13 protein-coding genes are annotated in these 12,578 nt (G+C 54.7%); 5 read left to right on the plus strand and 8 right to left on the minus strand.

The genetic code is table 11. The features are described from left to right. Positions 1-34: 34 nt before the first annotated feature. Genes G7G_RS0112845 through G7G_RS0112860 form a run of 4 tightly spaced genes read right to left on the minus strand, consistent with a single transcriptional unit; the run spans position 35 to position 4,609 of the window. On the minus strand, positions 35-1,531 hold the full coding sequence (locus G7G_RS0112845; protein ID WP_010441836.1) for a phosphomannomutase/phosphoglucomutase: 1,497 nt from the start codon (positions 1,529-1,531) through the stop codon (positions 35-37). A 15-nt stretch (positions 1,532-1,546) separates the two neighbouring features. After that, positions 1,547-2,380, minus strand: a complete 834-nt coding sequence (kdsA, locus tag G7G_RS0112850; RefSeq protein WP_010441837.1) for a 3-deoxy-8-phosphooctulonate synthase — start codon at positions 2,378-2,380, stop codon at positions 1,547-1,549. Positions 2,381-2,385: 5 nt separating this feature from the next. Then, a complete protein-coding gene (locus G7G_RS0112855) occupies positions 2,386-3,972 on the minus strand; it encodes a KpsE/RkpR family capsule polysaccharide export protein (RefSeq protein WP_010441838.1) in 1,587 nt (528 codons plus the stop codon). Continuing rightward, positions 3,950-4,609 carry an ABC transporter ATP-binding protein gene (locus tag G7G_RS0112860; protein ID WP_010441839.1) on the minus strand — a complete coding sequence of 220 codons (660 nt, stop codon included), beginning with the start codon at positions 4,607-4,609 and terminating at the stop codon, positions 3,950-3,952. Before G7G_RS0112860 ends, G7G_RS0112855 begins: the two co-directional genes overlap by 23 nt. A gap of 209 nt (positions 4,610-4,818) precedes the next feature. On the opposite strand from G7G_RS0112860, the gene G7G_RS0112865 reads away from it, so the two are divergent. Further along, positions 4,819-5,406, plus strand: coding sequence for a uracil-DNA glycosylase family protein (locus tag G7G_RS0112865; protein ID WP_010441840.1), 588 nt, complete (start codon positions 4,819-4,821; stop codon positions 5,404-5,406). Continuing rightward, positions 5,399-6,187 (plus strand): SseB family protein, encoded by a 789-nt coding sequence (locus tag G7G_RS0112870; RefSeq protein WP_010441841.1) that lies wholly within the window; start codon positions 5,399-5,401, stop codon positions 6,185-6,187. Before G7G_RS0112865 ends, G7G_RS0112870 begins: the two co-directional genes overlap by 8 nt. Positions 6,188-6,196: 9 nt before the next feature. Here G7G_RS0112870 and yghU read toward each other — a convergent pair whose 3' ends face one another. Then, positions 6,197-7,072, minus strand: coding sequence for a glutathione-dependent disulfide-bond oxidoreductase (gene yghU, locus G7G_RS0112875; protein ID WP_010441842.1), 876 nt, complete (start codon positions 7,070-7,072; stop codon positions 6,197-6,199). A 243-nt stretch (positions 7,073-7,315) separates the two neighbouring features. Here yghU and G7G_RS0112880 point away from each other — a divergent pair, with 243 nt between their 5' ends. Next, a complete protein-coding gene (locus tag G7G_RS0112880) occupies positions 7,316-7,834 on the plus strand; it encodes a YHS domain-containing (seleno)protein (protein WP_010441843.1) in 519 nt (172 codons plus the stop codon). 60 nt (positions 7,835-7,894) lie between these two features. On the opposite strand, the gene G7G_RS0112885 is transcribed toward G7G_RS0112880, so the two are convergent. Together G7G_RS0112885 and metF are read right to left on the minus strand one after the other, a co-directional pair. Then, positions 7,895-8,572: a J domain-containing protein gene (locus G7G_RS0112885; RefSeq protein ID WP_238528797.1), complete on the minus strand. Its 678-nt coding sequence runs from the start codon at positions 8,570-8,572 to the stop codon at positions 7,895-7,897. A 188-nt stretch (positions 8,573-8,760) separates the two neighbouring features. Further along, positions 8,761-9,627 (minus strand): methylenetetrahydrofolate reductase [NAD(P)H], encoded by an 867-nt coding sequence (gene metF, locus G7G_RS0112890; RefSeq protein WP_010441845.1) that lies wholly within the window; start codon positions 9,625-9,627, stop codon positions 8,761-8,763. Between the two features lie 94 nt (positions 9,628-9,721). On the opposite strand from metF, the gene G7G_RS0112895 reads away from it, so the two are divergent. Then, complete coding sequence (locus tag G7G_RS0112895) at positions 9,722-10,627, plus strand: LysR family transcriptional regulator (protein WP_010441846.1); 906 nt, start codon at positions 9,722-9,724, stop codon at positions 10,625-10,627. Positions 10,628-10,722: 95 nt separating this feature from the next. Beyond that, positions 10,723-11,508 carry an inositol monophosphatase family protein gene (locus tag G7G_RS0112900; RefSeq protein ID WP_010441847.1) on the plus strand — a complete coding sequence of 262 codons (786 nt, stop codon included), beginning with the start codon at positions 10,723-10,725 and terminating at the stop codon, positions 11,506-11,508. A 57-nt stretch (positions 11,509-11,565) separates the two neighbouring features. Here G7G_RS0112900 and bhcD read toward each other — a convergent pair whose 3' ends face one another. Then, positions 11,566-12,531 carry an iminosuccinate reductase BhcD gene (bhcD, locus tag G7G_RS0112905; RefSeq protein WP_010441848.1) on the minus strand — a complete coding sequence of 322 codons (966 nt, stop codon included), beginning with the start codon at positions 12,529-12,531 and terminating at the stop codon, positions 11,566-11,568. Between the last annotated feature and the right edge of the window lie 47 nt (positions 12,532-12,578).

A 12,578-nucleotide genomic window follows, 5' to 3' on the forward strand; every position in this document is an offset into this window, starting at 1 on the left:
AAGGGCGCTGAAACCAGCGCCCTTGTTATGTGGGCTAGATGGTCTGATCGTACTCGCCAACGCCGGGTTCGGTGCGAATAACAGCGTCAATATCGGCGAAAATCGCCCGCAATTCGTCTTCGCTTTCGCTGCTTTCGCAAACCACCACGAGGTTCGGAGTATTCGACGAGGCGCGCACCAGCCCCCAGCTGCCATTGTCCAGAATGACGCGCGCGCCATTGACGGTCACTACCTCTTTGACCGCTCGGCCCGCGAAGCTTTCGCCAGCATCGGCCATTGCGACCAACTTATCGACGAGGCGCTGCAAGATATCATATTTCTCGGTATCCGCTGCGTAAGGTGACATGGTGGGTGTTGACCACGTCTTGGGCAGCGCCTTGCGCAGGTCAGACATGCTCTGATCTGGGTTGCGGTCCATCAGCTTGCAGATTTCCACCGCCACGCGCATCCCGCAGTCATATCCGCGCCCGACTGGCTCAGCCAAGAAATAGTGGCCCGATTTTTCAAACCCGGCCAGCGCACCGATTTCTTTGACCCGACGCTTCATATGACTGTGGCCGGTTTTCCAATAGTCGGCTTTGACACCATGAGCCCGCAATTCGGGATCGCTGGCGAAAAGACCGGTAGATTTCACATCGGCCACAAAGGTCGAATTCGGATAAATCTTGGCCAGATCGCGGGCCATAATGACGCCGACCTTGTCGGCAAATATCTCTTCGCCTTCGTCATCTACAACGCCACAACGATCCCCATCGCCATCAAAACCAAGCGCCAGATCGGCGCCGCTGGCTTTGACTGTATCGGACATGTCATGCAGCATTTCCATCGCTTCGGGGTTCGGGTTGTAGTTGGGGAATGTGTAATCCAGATCGTTGTGGCTTGGCACAACCTGAACACCGATCCGTTCGAAAATTTCGGGCGCAAAGGCAGCGGCAGTTCCATTGCCGGTGGCGCAGACCACCTTCAGCGGGCGGGACATTTTGAAGTCACCGACCAGATCGTCGATATAGGCCTCTTTCACACCGTCCACGAATTCATATGACCCGCCCGGGTGCGCGACGCCTTTGCCGTTCAGAACGATATCGCGAAGTTCGGACATCTCGTCAGGCCCGTGTGTCAAAGGGCGATCGAAACCCATTTTGACGCCGGTCCAGCCATTGGGGTTGTGGCTGGCTGTGACCATCGCAACTGCGGGCACATCCAGATGAAACTGTGCAAAATAAGCCATCGGGCTGAGCGCCGGGCCAATATCCTTTACCTGAATGCCTGCCTGCATAAGCCCAACGATCAGCGCGTTTTTGATCGACAGGGAATAATCGCGATAATCATTGCCCACCGCAATTACCGGTGCGATTCCGCGTTTCTGCATCTGGGTACCCAGACCCAGTCCCAGAGCCGTCATACCCGGCAGGTTGATCTCGTCAGGGTATTTCCACCGCGCATCATATTCGCGAAAGCCCGTGGGCTTGATCATCGGGTCGCGCAGAAAACTCCAGGTGTTTGGGGTCACCTCACTGAAGGGTTTGGTCATTACAAATCTCAATCGTTAAATCTGAATTGGGTTTTCTTTGGCCAGCGCATCAAATCGCATCAATGTGTCAACCAGATGGCCCATCTGATCCAGATGGATCATGTTCGGCCCATCTGAGGGTGCGGTGTCGGGATCCTGATGGGTTTCTACGAAAACGGCTCCGACGCCCAGAGAGACAGCGGCACGCGCCATCACTGGCGCAAACTCACGCTGTCCTCCTGAGGAACCGCCTTGGCTGCCGGGCTGTTGCACCGAATGGGTTGCGTCCATGACGACCGGATATCCGGTTTGCGCCATCTGCGGCAGCGACCGCATGTCCGCGACCAGCGTATTGTAGCCAAACGAAGTTCCGCGCTCGGTCAGCAGGATGTTCTGATTGCCAGTGCTTTCGATCTTAGTAACGATATTGGGCATTTCCCACGGGGCGAGAAACTGTCCCTTCTTTACGTTGACCGCTTTTCCAGTATTGCCTGCCGCCAGCAGCATGTCCGTCTGACGACACAGAAACGCAGGGATTTGCAGGATATCGACAGCCTCGGCTGTAATCGCGCATTGGGCTTCGGTATGAACATCGGTCAAAACCGGAATGCCCATGGTTTTGCGAATGTCGTCCAGCACCTTCAGCCCAGCATCAATGCCCATACCACGCTTGCCGGAAAGCGAGGTCCGGTTTGCTTTGTCATACGAGGCCTTGAACACATATTGCGCACCTGCGGCGTCGCAGGCCTCTTTCATGGTGCCGGCGATCATCTGGGCGTGTTCGGCGGACTCAAGCTGGCAAGGGCCAGCGATGATGGTCAGCGGAAGGTCGTTGCCAACCATGAGGTCGGCGATTTTTACATGTTTCATGAGTCTTACGAGGATACCTGTTCACGAAGGACCGACGCGGTAAGCGAGATCATCAGGTAGATACCAGCAAATAACAGGAAAGCCAAAATCGTATTTTCGAACTTGCGCGGATAGCTGGGTTCCTGGCTGGCAACAGGGTTCACCGAGACGGTCAGATACCGCACTTTCCGGTTGGCCTCGGTCCGTGTGGCTTCCATTTGCTGCATTGCCGTTTGCAGCATCATATCTCGGGCCGCTAGATCGGCCTGTGCCATCTGAATACGTACGCTCAGACGCGCCAGCGAATTTTCGCCTGCTGAAGCATCCAGCATCTCAGCATTCAATTCTGACAGCACGGCCTCCAGCCGTTTAATATCTGCACGCGTGCCGTCCACTTTAGCTTTGTTGGGCCGTGCATTGTCAAGAAGGGCGGCCAGCTGCAATTCTTTATCCTGCAGCTCAATTTCAAACTGATCGATTCTGGCACGCAAGCTGGCGATCACGCTTTGCGGATCCAGTATGGCACCCTGCAACTGCAATTCGATCAGGTCTTCCTGTGCCTGCCTGCGCGCTTCTTGCGCGGCTTCAAAGCCCGCCAATGCATCACGCATTTGATCTTCGCGTTTCAGCTCGGTCAGGCCATTAATCCTCTCCTCAGCGTAAGAGATCAGACGATTGGATAGATCGACCGAGATTTCAGGGCTGGGCGCGGCGACCTCCATGCGAATGACACCATCACTAGGGTCGTACCCGATCGTGATCATTCGCTTAAAAAGCTTGTAAGTTTCTTCAAGCGTCGCATCAGAGGGCAAACGTTGGATCAGATCAATATTGTCTTGCTGAAAGAACTCAGCAAACCCGACATCCCGTTCAAGGCGTTCCAGCGCGTCCTTGGATTCCAAAAACTCCTGAGTGGATACTGAATCCTGTGCTGTTGCAAACTGTGTCCCCGCGAGGAAGCCACCGAAAGAGGCCCCTCCACCGTCGGCTTGCAAAATCGAAAACACGGAATCGCTGGCGTACATCGGCGTTGCGACCCGATAGAAATAGTATCCCACAATGAATGTAGGCAGGATCACAAAGGCCGTTAGCCGCGCAAATAATGCAACGAGTTTGCGGCGCCGTCTGCGGGCGATGTCTTTCTGGATTTGCCCGATCTCATATTCGCGGCGTTGGGCCGGGCTGAGCTCTGGACCTGGCAGGTTCTTTTGAGTTTCTTTGGCGGTCTGAGGTAAGTGAATTTTGATGTTATCTGGCGTCGCTTTGTCGTCGGTTGAATTGCGTTGATCGTAAGCTGCAAGATCTAGCAGATTGGAACGCTGAAACGGATCAATCCCTTTCTTACGCAACAGTCGCACTGCGTCATAATCAGAGGTTGCTGCCAACCCATTCTTGTGGGCAAGCCGTCTGGCGACTCTCAATTGCCGCCCGGTTAACCCTTCGCGCTTGATTGCGTCCAATTCGGTCCCCGGCTGCTGCGCGTCTGTGCCGGAACCAGAGGCCTGAGTCGCCTTGCGAATACGATCGATCGCCTCCGAGCGTGCCTCAGCAGTGCCAGCTCCGCGCGCTGCGCGGTCAGGGTTGTATTTTCTAGCCTTGGGCTTGGTAGTCATAGAGCTGCTTCGCCTCTTCCAAGGTTTCAAACATATAAAGCTGACCATCCACCAAAACAGCAGCTTGGCGCGCGAATTTCTCGAGGGTAGATGGATTGTGTGACACGATTACCAAGGTTGTTGTCCGAAGCTTCTCTTTCAGGATATCGCCGGCTTTCTTGTTGAATTCCACATCTGTGGTCGAGGGCATCCCTTCGTCAATCAAATACATGTCGAAATCCAGAGCCAACATCAGCGCAAAGGTAAATCTGGCGCGCATACCGGACGAGTAGGTGCCAAGCGGCTGGTCAAAATACTCACCCAGATTGCACAGCCATTTACAATAGGCTTCGACATAATCAGGGTCCATGCCGTAGATCTTGGCGATCGAGCGCGCGTTTTCGAGCGCTGACAGGCGTTTGGCGACACCCCCGGTGAAGCCCATGGGGAAAGACACACGGCAATCCCGTCGAATTACACCTTCGTCCGGTTTTTCCAACCCTGCCATCATATTGATCAATGTGGTTTTGCCTGTTCCGTTCGGGGCCAGGACCCCAAGTGAGGTGCCCAGTTCGACACGGAACGACACCTGATCCAGAATCACTTTGCGGCGGGTTCCGGTCCAGAATGACTTGCTGACATTTTCGAATTCCAGCATTTGCGGCCTGTCATCGTACTGTTTTGTTATGGCTCGAAGGTGTGTGTGCTACGGGTCCATGTTGGCCACATTATGTCGAAACATGAAACAAATGATCAATGCGGATCCCGCGATATGACATTGAAGTGTTGCCAAGTTAGGTGCTGTTGGCTCCGACCGTATTCATTCCTATCTTAATTGAGTGTTCATTGCGGGAACGTTTCAATCCGATGAAGTCGCTCATTAAGGATATCGGAGAGTGCCGACTTTGCGCGGACAGGTTTGCGCAGACGGCTACCGCGCACAAGCCGCGCCCGGTTGTCTGGTTCCAATCCGGCGCACGAATTCTGATCGCCGGTCAGGCACCGGGGGCTCGGGTGCACCTGTCGGGAAAGCCCTTTACCGATCCCTCGGGTGATCGCCTAAGGGATTGGTTGGGGCTGGACGAACAAGGCTTTTATGACCGCTCGCGTGTATCAATTGTGCCGATGGCATTTTGCTTTCCTGGATATAATGCGCGTAAGGCCGACCTACCACCACCGCCGATATGTGGGCGCACATGGCATGAAAAAGTGATGAATGCGCTGGGAGAGGTGCCGCTGACAATCCTCGTTGGCGGTCACGCGCACAAATACCATCTGGGTGTGAAAACGCCGGTCACCGAGACCGTCAGCCGTTGGAGAGACCATGCGCCGCGGGTCTTTGCCTTGCCACACCCGTCTTGGCGCAATACGGCTTGGCTGAATAAAAACCCCTGGTTTGAGGCCGAGCTTTTGCCGGTTCTTCGGCAACGGGTGCAAGAGGTTCTGAATGACTGAAACTACAGCTTTAGATGCTGCACATGCCGCTATGCTTGCAGCGCCAGAAGACGATTCAGCACGGCTGCGTTTCTTTGAAAGGTTAGCCGACAGCGAGCTGTTCCTGATGCTGTCGGAAGAGGCCAGGGACGAGAATATTTCGCCTGAGCTCTTCGATGTGGCTGATGGCCGTTTCGTGCTGGCCTTTGATCTTGAGGAACGTTTGGCAGAGTTTGCGGGGCATCCGGTTCCCTATGTTGCTCTGTCCGGGCGTGTCTTATCCGGAATGCTGTCAGGGCAAGGAATTGGTTTGGGCCTGAACCTTGAGACCGCGCCGTCATCGATGTTGATCCCGACCGAGGCATTGGGCTGGTTGGAAAGCACGCTGCAGCACGGCCCGCAAGAAGTGCAGCAGAGGCTTACTGAATTTCACCCGCCCGCCGGTCTGCCAGATAAATTGCTGACTGCACTTGATACTAAGCTGGCGACTGCAGCAGGCCTCGCCACTGCGGCTTTTCTAGTGGGAACGAAGACGGATGATGGCGGTCGGGGCCATCTTTTGGGTTTTGTCTCGGCAGTTGAAAACGCGCAGCCTGCTCTGGCGCGCGCCGTTTCTGAGGCGCTGACATTTTCGGGGATTGAGGCGGGTGCATTGGATGTCGGGTTCTTTGAAGCAGAGGAACCGGCAGCCGCCGCGCTGGCAAAGGTCGGACTTAGGTTCGATTTACCCCAGCCACAGGCTCCGAAAGTTGAAAGGGCCGCCCCGGGCAGTAACCCCGAGCGGCCCCCGATCCTGAAATAACAAAGCGCGTTAGTCTGCCGCTTCCAGCTTGTCCTGTGTACGCGTCTCAAAGTCACTTGCATCGTGACGTTCGTGCAATTGAGTGTGAGGTTCGCCAAATGGGCGATTGACCATTCGACCACGCTGAACGGCTGGGCGCGCATCGATTGCTTTGGCCCATCGCATTACGTTTTTGTAGCTTTCGACATCAAGGAATTCCGCCGCATCGTATAGACGGCCCAGAACCAGTTGTCCGTACCAAGGCCAGATAGCCATATCGGCGATCGTATATTCTTCGCCAGCGATATAGGTCTTTTCAGCAAGTTCCCGATCCAATACGTCCAACTGGCGTTTGGCTTCCATCGCGAAACGGTCAATCGGGTATTGCCACTTCTCAGGAGCGTAGGCGTAGAAGTGGCCAAAGCCGCCACCCAGATACGGTGCACTGCCCATCTGCCAGAATAACCAGTTCATAACCTCAGTTCGTTCCGCACCACTCGCGGGTAGAAACTCACCGAACTTCTCTGCCAGATGCATAAGAATAGAGGCACTTTCGAACACGCGCACAGGTATTTCATCCGAATGATCCCAAAGCGCGGGAATTTTCGAGTTGGGGTTGGCCCCGACAAAGCCCGAACTAAACTGGTCGCCTTCGCCAATATTGACCAGCCAGGCATTGTACTCTGCCCCACTGTGGCCCAGAGCCAGCAGCTCTTCGAGCATCACAGTGACTTTAATACCGTTGGGTGTTGCCAGAGAATAAAGCTGCAGCGGGTGCTTTCCGACCGGAAGGTCCTTGTCATGTGTGGCACCGGCAATTGGCCGGTTGATATTGGCAAATTGTCCGCCGCTTTCACTGTCCCACGTCCAGACCTTAGGTGGGGTATAGGTGGATTGTTCGCTCATATCATGCCTTTCTTGCGCTGCTGGCCAATGGACCGCTAAATCAACAGCTAATATTGCAGAACTCAGAGTCCAACCCCAAACATCGCGGGTATTTTGTAACAATCCCCCGGATACACCTCACAATTCCCAATTCGTTTTCACAGCGGCGCGAGTGGGACTTCGCGCGAGGCCAAAAACACCTATTGTCTGAGTAGACCCGTAGCGTGGGTGCCCAGAAACCAATAGGACATGAGGACAATTCACATGAAACGCTTTGCACTGACCCTTGCAGCGACGATGGCTTTCGCCATGCCTGCATTCGCAGGAGATCAATATGTCGACGGTACCGGATTTGCGGTGTCAGGGTATGACGTCGTTGCCTATCGCGACTTGGATCAAGTTGCCGTGGGTCAATCGCAGCCCGAGGCAGTTCGCGGCCGGTCTGACATCACTGCCGATTATAACGGTGCGACCTGGGCATTTTCGACTGAAGAAAACCGCGATAAGTTCCTCGAAAATCCGGCCTATTATGCACCGCAATATGATGGACACTGCGCCTATGGCGTGTCGCGTGGCGGCAAGGTTCCGGCCAACCCGAACCTGTGGCGGATCGTCGATGACAAACTGTATCTGAACATCACCGATGTAGTTGTCGGCTTTTGGGAAGAGGACGTTCCCGGCAACATCAATTTGGCAGAAGGCAACTGGCCGGGTATCGAACCCGACGCGGCGTCTACCAGTGTGATCCCGAAATTTACTTCGGAAGGTCCAGTGTCCAACTGATATTGGTGAAAAAAGTAAGCCCGGCCTTAACAGCCGGGCTTTTTTTACTGGCAGGTTCTCTCACCCTGCCAACTCAAACAAATCCCGCATTTGCTGGTCTGCTTCAAACCGAATCCTAACGCTTCGGGCACCGGGAAACTTCCGTTCGCGTATAGGGTCGGGAATGACAATTTCACCCGAACCCGCACCTTTGGATTTAAATGTCAAAATCTCGGTTTCAGTTTTCCTGCAACTTGCCAGAACCGATGTTGGCAAGGCGACTCGGTTTTCACCCTTGCAGACAGAAGACGCGACGAAGTAAGTCAGGTCACGTCCGAAACAGCCGATTGCATCTGGCACATGGTCAGATGACTGGTCTTGGTCGTCGCTTGTCGCGGCGTAGTCAATCGCAGACATATCTGAAAGCACGTATTCAGGATTCAGCAATTCACGGCAAGCTTTGATCTCATCGGCGTCCAGTTCGATAACACGTTTCTTTAGGCGTGGACGACGTGGTGTCGACGAACTCGTCACCCCTTTTCGGGTCAGACCCTCGCTACGCAGAAAATCGTAAGCCGACTTGGCTTTGGAAAAAACCGAATGGTCACCATCCGTATGATCAGGGTGATCATGAAAGGCGATATTGCGCCAGGCGTCTCTGATGTCGTTTGCGTTGGCGTGGGTAGGCAGGCCAAGAACCTGAAACGCTTCTGCCCGAGCCTTAACTTTGCTCACTGGCTCCATACTGATAACACTCATTAAAACTACACTGCGCTCAGAGTGCCATCGATCACATTTTTGTCAAATTTTCTTAGATATTAGCGTTAATCCCAGCAACAGTTTCTGGAATCAATTCTGGATTGTCGCCCGCGCTTTAATCGGCGTGCCGCACATCGGTAGTGGTGGGTGTGCCCAGCGACAGATTTGCCACCGGATAGGCCACAAGTTCAAGCGACGTTCTGCAATTCGGTCTGAGGTGTAATACCCAATGCGAAACACACATCGCGGGTCAGTTCAGGGCGATTGAGCGTGTAGAAATGCAACTTGTCCACACCACCTTCGATCAGGTCCGAGCAGAGTTCGGTGCAAAGCGCAGTGGCAAGAAGGTCTTCGCGATCGTCGCGGATCGCCTTCTCAAATGCATTTTCGATCCACTCGGGTACTCGGGTTCCACAGCGTTTTGCGAAGTTGCGTGCCCCTTTCCAGTTTTCGATTGGAAGAATTCCGGGCACGATTGGTTTATCAATGCCTGCTTTTTCGCAAGCATCCCGGAACCGGAAAAAAGTCTCGGCTTCGAAAAAGAACTGGGTTAGCGCTTCGTCCGCACCCGCGTCCAGTTTTGCCTTTAGCCAATCCACATCGGTTCGGGCGTTCTGTGCCTCAGGGTGGATGTCAGGATAGGCACCGACGCGAATACTGAACATTTCTGTTTCTGCCAGCGCGGATATCAATTCGACCGAATTGGCAAATCCTTCCGGATGTGGCTGGAACCGGTCCTGTCCCTTGGGAGGATCGCCGCGAAGCGCGACGATATCCTGAACGCCTGCGCGTGCGAACGTATCGGCAATCTCAAGGGTTTCTTGACGCGAGGCATCTACACAGGTCAGATGCGCGGCAACGGGCAGGCCTGAAGATTTGTGCAGGGTTGCAACCGCATCGCGTGTCAGTTCGCGCGTCGTGCCCCCAGCGCCATAGGTGACGGACACAAAGCGAGGGTTCAGCGGAGCCAGCGTCTGAACCGTATCCCACAGGCGAAACGAGGCCTCCAGCGTCTGGGGCGGGAAAAATTCGAATGAGATCTCAGGCTTGGTCATAATGGCCTCGTAACTGTCATTTACGCTCTTGTGCCACCTGAGGCGTTGTGAGACAAACTCATATTATTCAACAACAACATGAGTCACGCAGCATATGCATATTGAGTTCCGACATCTGCGGACGATCAAAGCCATCCACGAATGTGGCGGTTTGGCACGTGCTGCTGATCAATTAAACATTACCCAGTCAGCATTGAGCCATCAGATCAAGGGCTTGGAAGATCAAGCCGGGGTTGAATTGTTCCTGCGCCGTTCTAAGCCAATGAAACTGTCTGCAGCCGGTCTGCGACTGTTGCGGCTGGCAGAGCAAATACTGCCGCAGGTCGAGGCAATGCAGGATGAGTTTTCATCGCTGCGCGACGGTCGCACCGGGCGTATGCATATTGCGATCGAATGTCACGCTTGTTTCGAATGGCTGTTCCCTGTGCTCGAAGCCTTCCGAAAATCCTGGTCTGATGTCGATGTAGACATTCGCCCAGGTCTCGCATTCGACGCGCTACCTGCGTTGCAGAAGGAAGAGGTAGATCTTGTGGTCTCCTCCGACCCTGAAGATTTGCCGGGTGTCGAGTTTATTGAACTCTTTGACTATCAAGCCGTGTTTGTCGCGGCGTCCTCGCACCCGCTGGCTGATAAACCATTCATAGATGCCGAGGACTTTCGCGGCCAGACACTGATCACCTATCCGGTCGAACGGACACGTCTGGACGTATTCAGCCAGTTACTAATCCCGGCTCGTGTTGAACCAGCCACAATCCGTCAGGTTGAACTGACAGCTGTGATCCTTTTGTTGGTTGCGTCGAACCGAGGTATTTCTGTTCTGCCTGATTGGGTCGTGCGTGAGGTAAAGTACAATTCGGACTATGTAACCCGCCCACTGACCAAAGACGGGATCACCCGCAGGCTCTATGCTGCAGTTCGCAGTGAGGACCTTGAAAAACCCTTTGTGCAAGAGCTGGTAAAGCTGGCCCGGACTGAGGCGCGAAAGCTGCAGACGCAATAGCGCCAGACGCAGATCAGCCATGCGCATCATTCCTCTTGGCAAGGGCGCGTTGCCCCAGTATACGCGCGGCTTGACCGGACAGGAGCCTATTTAAAATGGTTGGCAGTGCAAATCTCAACATCATGATCAAAGCCGCGCGGAAAGCAGGGCGTTCTCTGGTCAAGGATTTTCGTGAAGTCGAGAACCTGCAGGTGTCGATGAAGGGCGCGGGCGACTTTGTGTCCAAAGCCGACATTGCGGCCGAAGCAATTTTGAAAGAGGAACTGCTGGGTGCCCGCCCGACCTATGGCTGGCTGGCCGAAGAGGGCGGTTCGATTGATGGCGAAGACCCGACCCGCCGCTGGATTGTTGACCCGCTGGACGGGACCACCAACTTCCTGCACGGCCTGCCGCATTGGGCAGTCTCGATCGCTCTCGAACACAAGGGCAAGATCGTCTCCGGTGTGATCTATGACCCAGCCAAGGACGAGATGTTCTTTGCTGAAAAAGGCGAGGGTGCGTGGATGAACGACATGCGCATTCGTGTCTCGGGACGGCACCGTATGATCGAGTCTATCTTCTCAACCGGTTTGCCGTTCGGTGGCCGTTCGGACCTCCCCGCGACCCTTCAGGATCTCGCCCGTTTGATGCCAGCCTGTGCTGGTGTGCGCCGCTGGGGTGCTGCTGCTCTGGACATGGCTTATGTCGCCGCAGGTCGTTATGAGGGCTTCTGGGAACGCCGGCTCAACGCTTGGGACGTTGCAGCGGGCATCATCATCGTGAAAGAAGCAGGCGGGTTCGTTCAGGCGCTGAACCCCGAAGGCAGCGTGCTTGAAGATGGCGAAGTAATTTGTGCGAATGAGCCGATCTTTGACAACTTTGCCAAAGTGATCCGGGGCTGAACGGCTTCTTCCAGCTTCATAGATGAACGCGCGCCCGATTGGAGCGCGCGTTTTTGTCTAGAAATCCACTTCGATCGCGATCCCTTGCTCAACAGCAAGCTCGACCACGGCGCTTGCGACGGCCAAGTCCTGCAACCCGACGCCCGTTCCATCGAATAGCGTGACCTCTTGATCGGATTGCCGTCCGGGATGTGTGCCATTGATGACTTCACCTATCTGCCGGATATCGGTTTCGGTTTTCGATCCACTGGCGACTGCGTGCTGACATTCGCCCAGTGTGATGGACTGAGCGACCTCATCCGTAAAGACAGTGGCGCGGTTGATCAGGTCGACCCCGACTTCTTGTTTGCCGACCGTATCGGTGCCCATGCAGGCGACATGTGTGCCGTCTGATACATGATCCGACATCAGAGTAGGCGCAAATGACGATGTAATCGTGATGATCACATCCGCCTCGACCATGCCGGGCAATTCCACAGCTTCAAAGGGCAGGCCAGCCTCAGACGCGACTTCTTCGATGTTGGGCAGCATATCGGGGTGCAGATTCCAGCCGATGACCTTCTCAAACTCTCTTTGCTCCAACGCGGCACGCAATTGGAACTTGGCCTGATGACCCGCACCGACCATGCCGATCACCTTGGCGTCTTTACGTGCCAGATGGTTGATGGATACGGAAGAGGCAGCCGCCGTGCGCAGGGCTGTCAGCAAATTGCCTCCGACAATCGCCTTCACCCGGCCCGTATCAGGGTCAAACAGGAATACGGTGGATTGATGATTGATCAGCCCGTGTGTCTCCAGATTGTTGGGCCAATATCCACCGGCCTTGAGGCCAAGCGTCATGCCCGCCCGATCAAATCCGCCCTTGAAGCCATAAAGCGCATCTGCATGACCAATGGCTTCGCGCACGACTGGAAAATTATAGGCATCTCCTGCCGCCATTGCGGCAAATACCTGTTCGATCGCCTCGTAGCTTTCGTTGCGGCCCAGCAGAGCGCCGATTTCCTTTTCAGGAACGATGATCATCTATTTTGCCTTTCGATAGTTCTGATGATCTACGGTCAGACAGGCGA

This window comes from Ruegeria conchae (assembly GCF_000192475.1).
GTDB classification, from domain to species: domain Bacteria; phylum Pseudomonadota; class Alphaproteobacteria; order Rhodobacterales; family Rhodobacteraceae; genus Ruegeria; species Ruegeria conchae.

Coding starts and splice junctions, on each gene's coding strand:
- G7G_RS0112900 (WP_010441847.1), top strand. CDS start 10,723: ATGGTTGGCAGTGCAAATCTCAACATCATGATCAAAGCCGCGCGGAAA.
- G7G_RS0112870 (WP_010441841.1), top strand. CDS start 5,399: ATGACTGAAACTACAGCTTTAGATGCTGCACATGCCGCTATGCTTGCA.
- G7G_RS0112865 (WP_010441840.1), top strand. CDS start 4,819: ATGAAGTCGCTCATTAAGGATATCGGAGAGTGCCGACTTTGCGCGGAC.
- G7G_RS0112860 (WP_010441839.1), bottom strand. CDS start 4,609: ATGCTGGAATTCGAAAATGTCAGCAAGTCATTCTGGACCGGAACCCGC.
- G7G_RS0112845 (WP_010441836.1), bottom strand. CDS start 1,531: ATGACCAAACCCTTCAGTGAGGTGACCCCAAACACCTGGAGTTTTCTG.
- G7G_RS0112895 (WP_010441846.1), top strand. CDS start 9,722: ATGCATATTGAGTTCCGACATCTGCGGACGATCAAAGCCATCCACGAA.
- G7G_RS0112855 (WP_010441838.1), bottom strand. CDS start 3,972: ATGACTACCAAGCCCAAGGCTAGAAAATACAACCCTGACCGCGCAGCG.
- yghU (WP_010441842.1), bottom strand. CDS start 7,072: ATGAGCGAACAATCCACCTATACCCCACCTAAGGTCTGGACGTGGGAC.
- metF (WP_010441845.1), bottom strand. CDS start 9,627: ATGACCAAGCCTGAGATCTCATTCGAATTTTTCCCGCCCCAGACGCTG.
- G7G_RS0112880 (WP_010441843.1), top strand. CDS start 7,316: ATGAAACGCTTTGCACTGACCCTTGCAGCGACGATGGCTTTCGCCATG.
- kdsA (WP_010441837.1), bottom strand. CDS start 2,380: ATGAAACATGTAAAAATCGCCGACCTCATGGTTGGCAACGACCTTCCG.
- G7G_RS0112885 (WP_238528797.1), bottom strand. CDS start 8,572: ATGAGTGTTATCAGTATGGAGCCAGTGAGCAAAGTTAAGGCTCGGGCA.
- bhcD (WP_010441848.1), bottom strand. CDS start 12,531: ATGATCATCGTTCCTGAAAAGGAAATCGGCGCTCTGCTGGGCCGCAAC.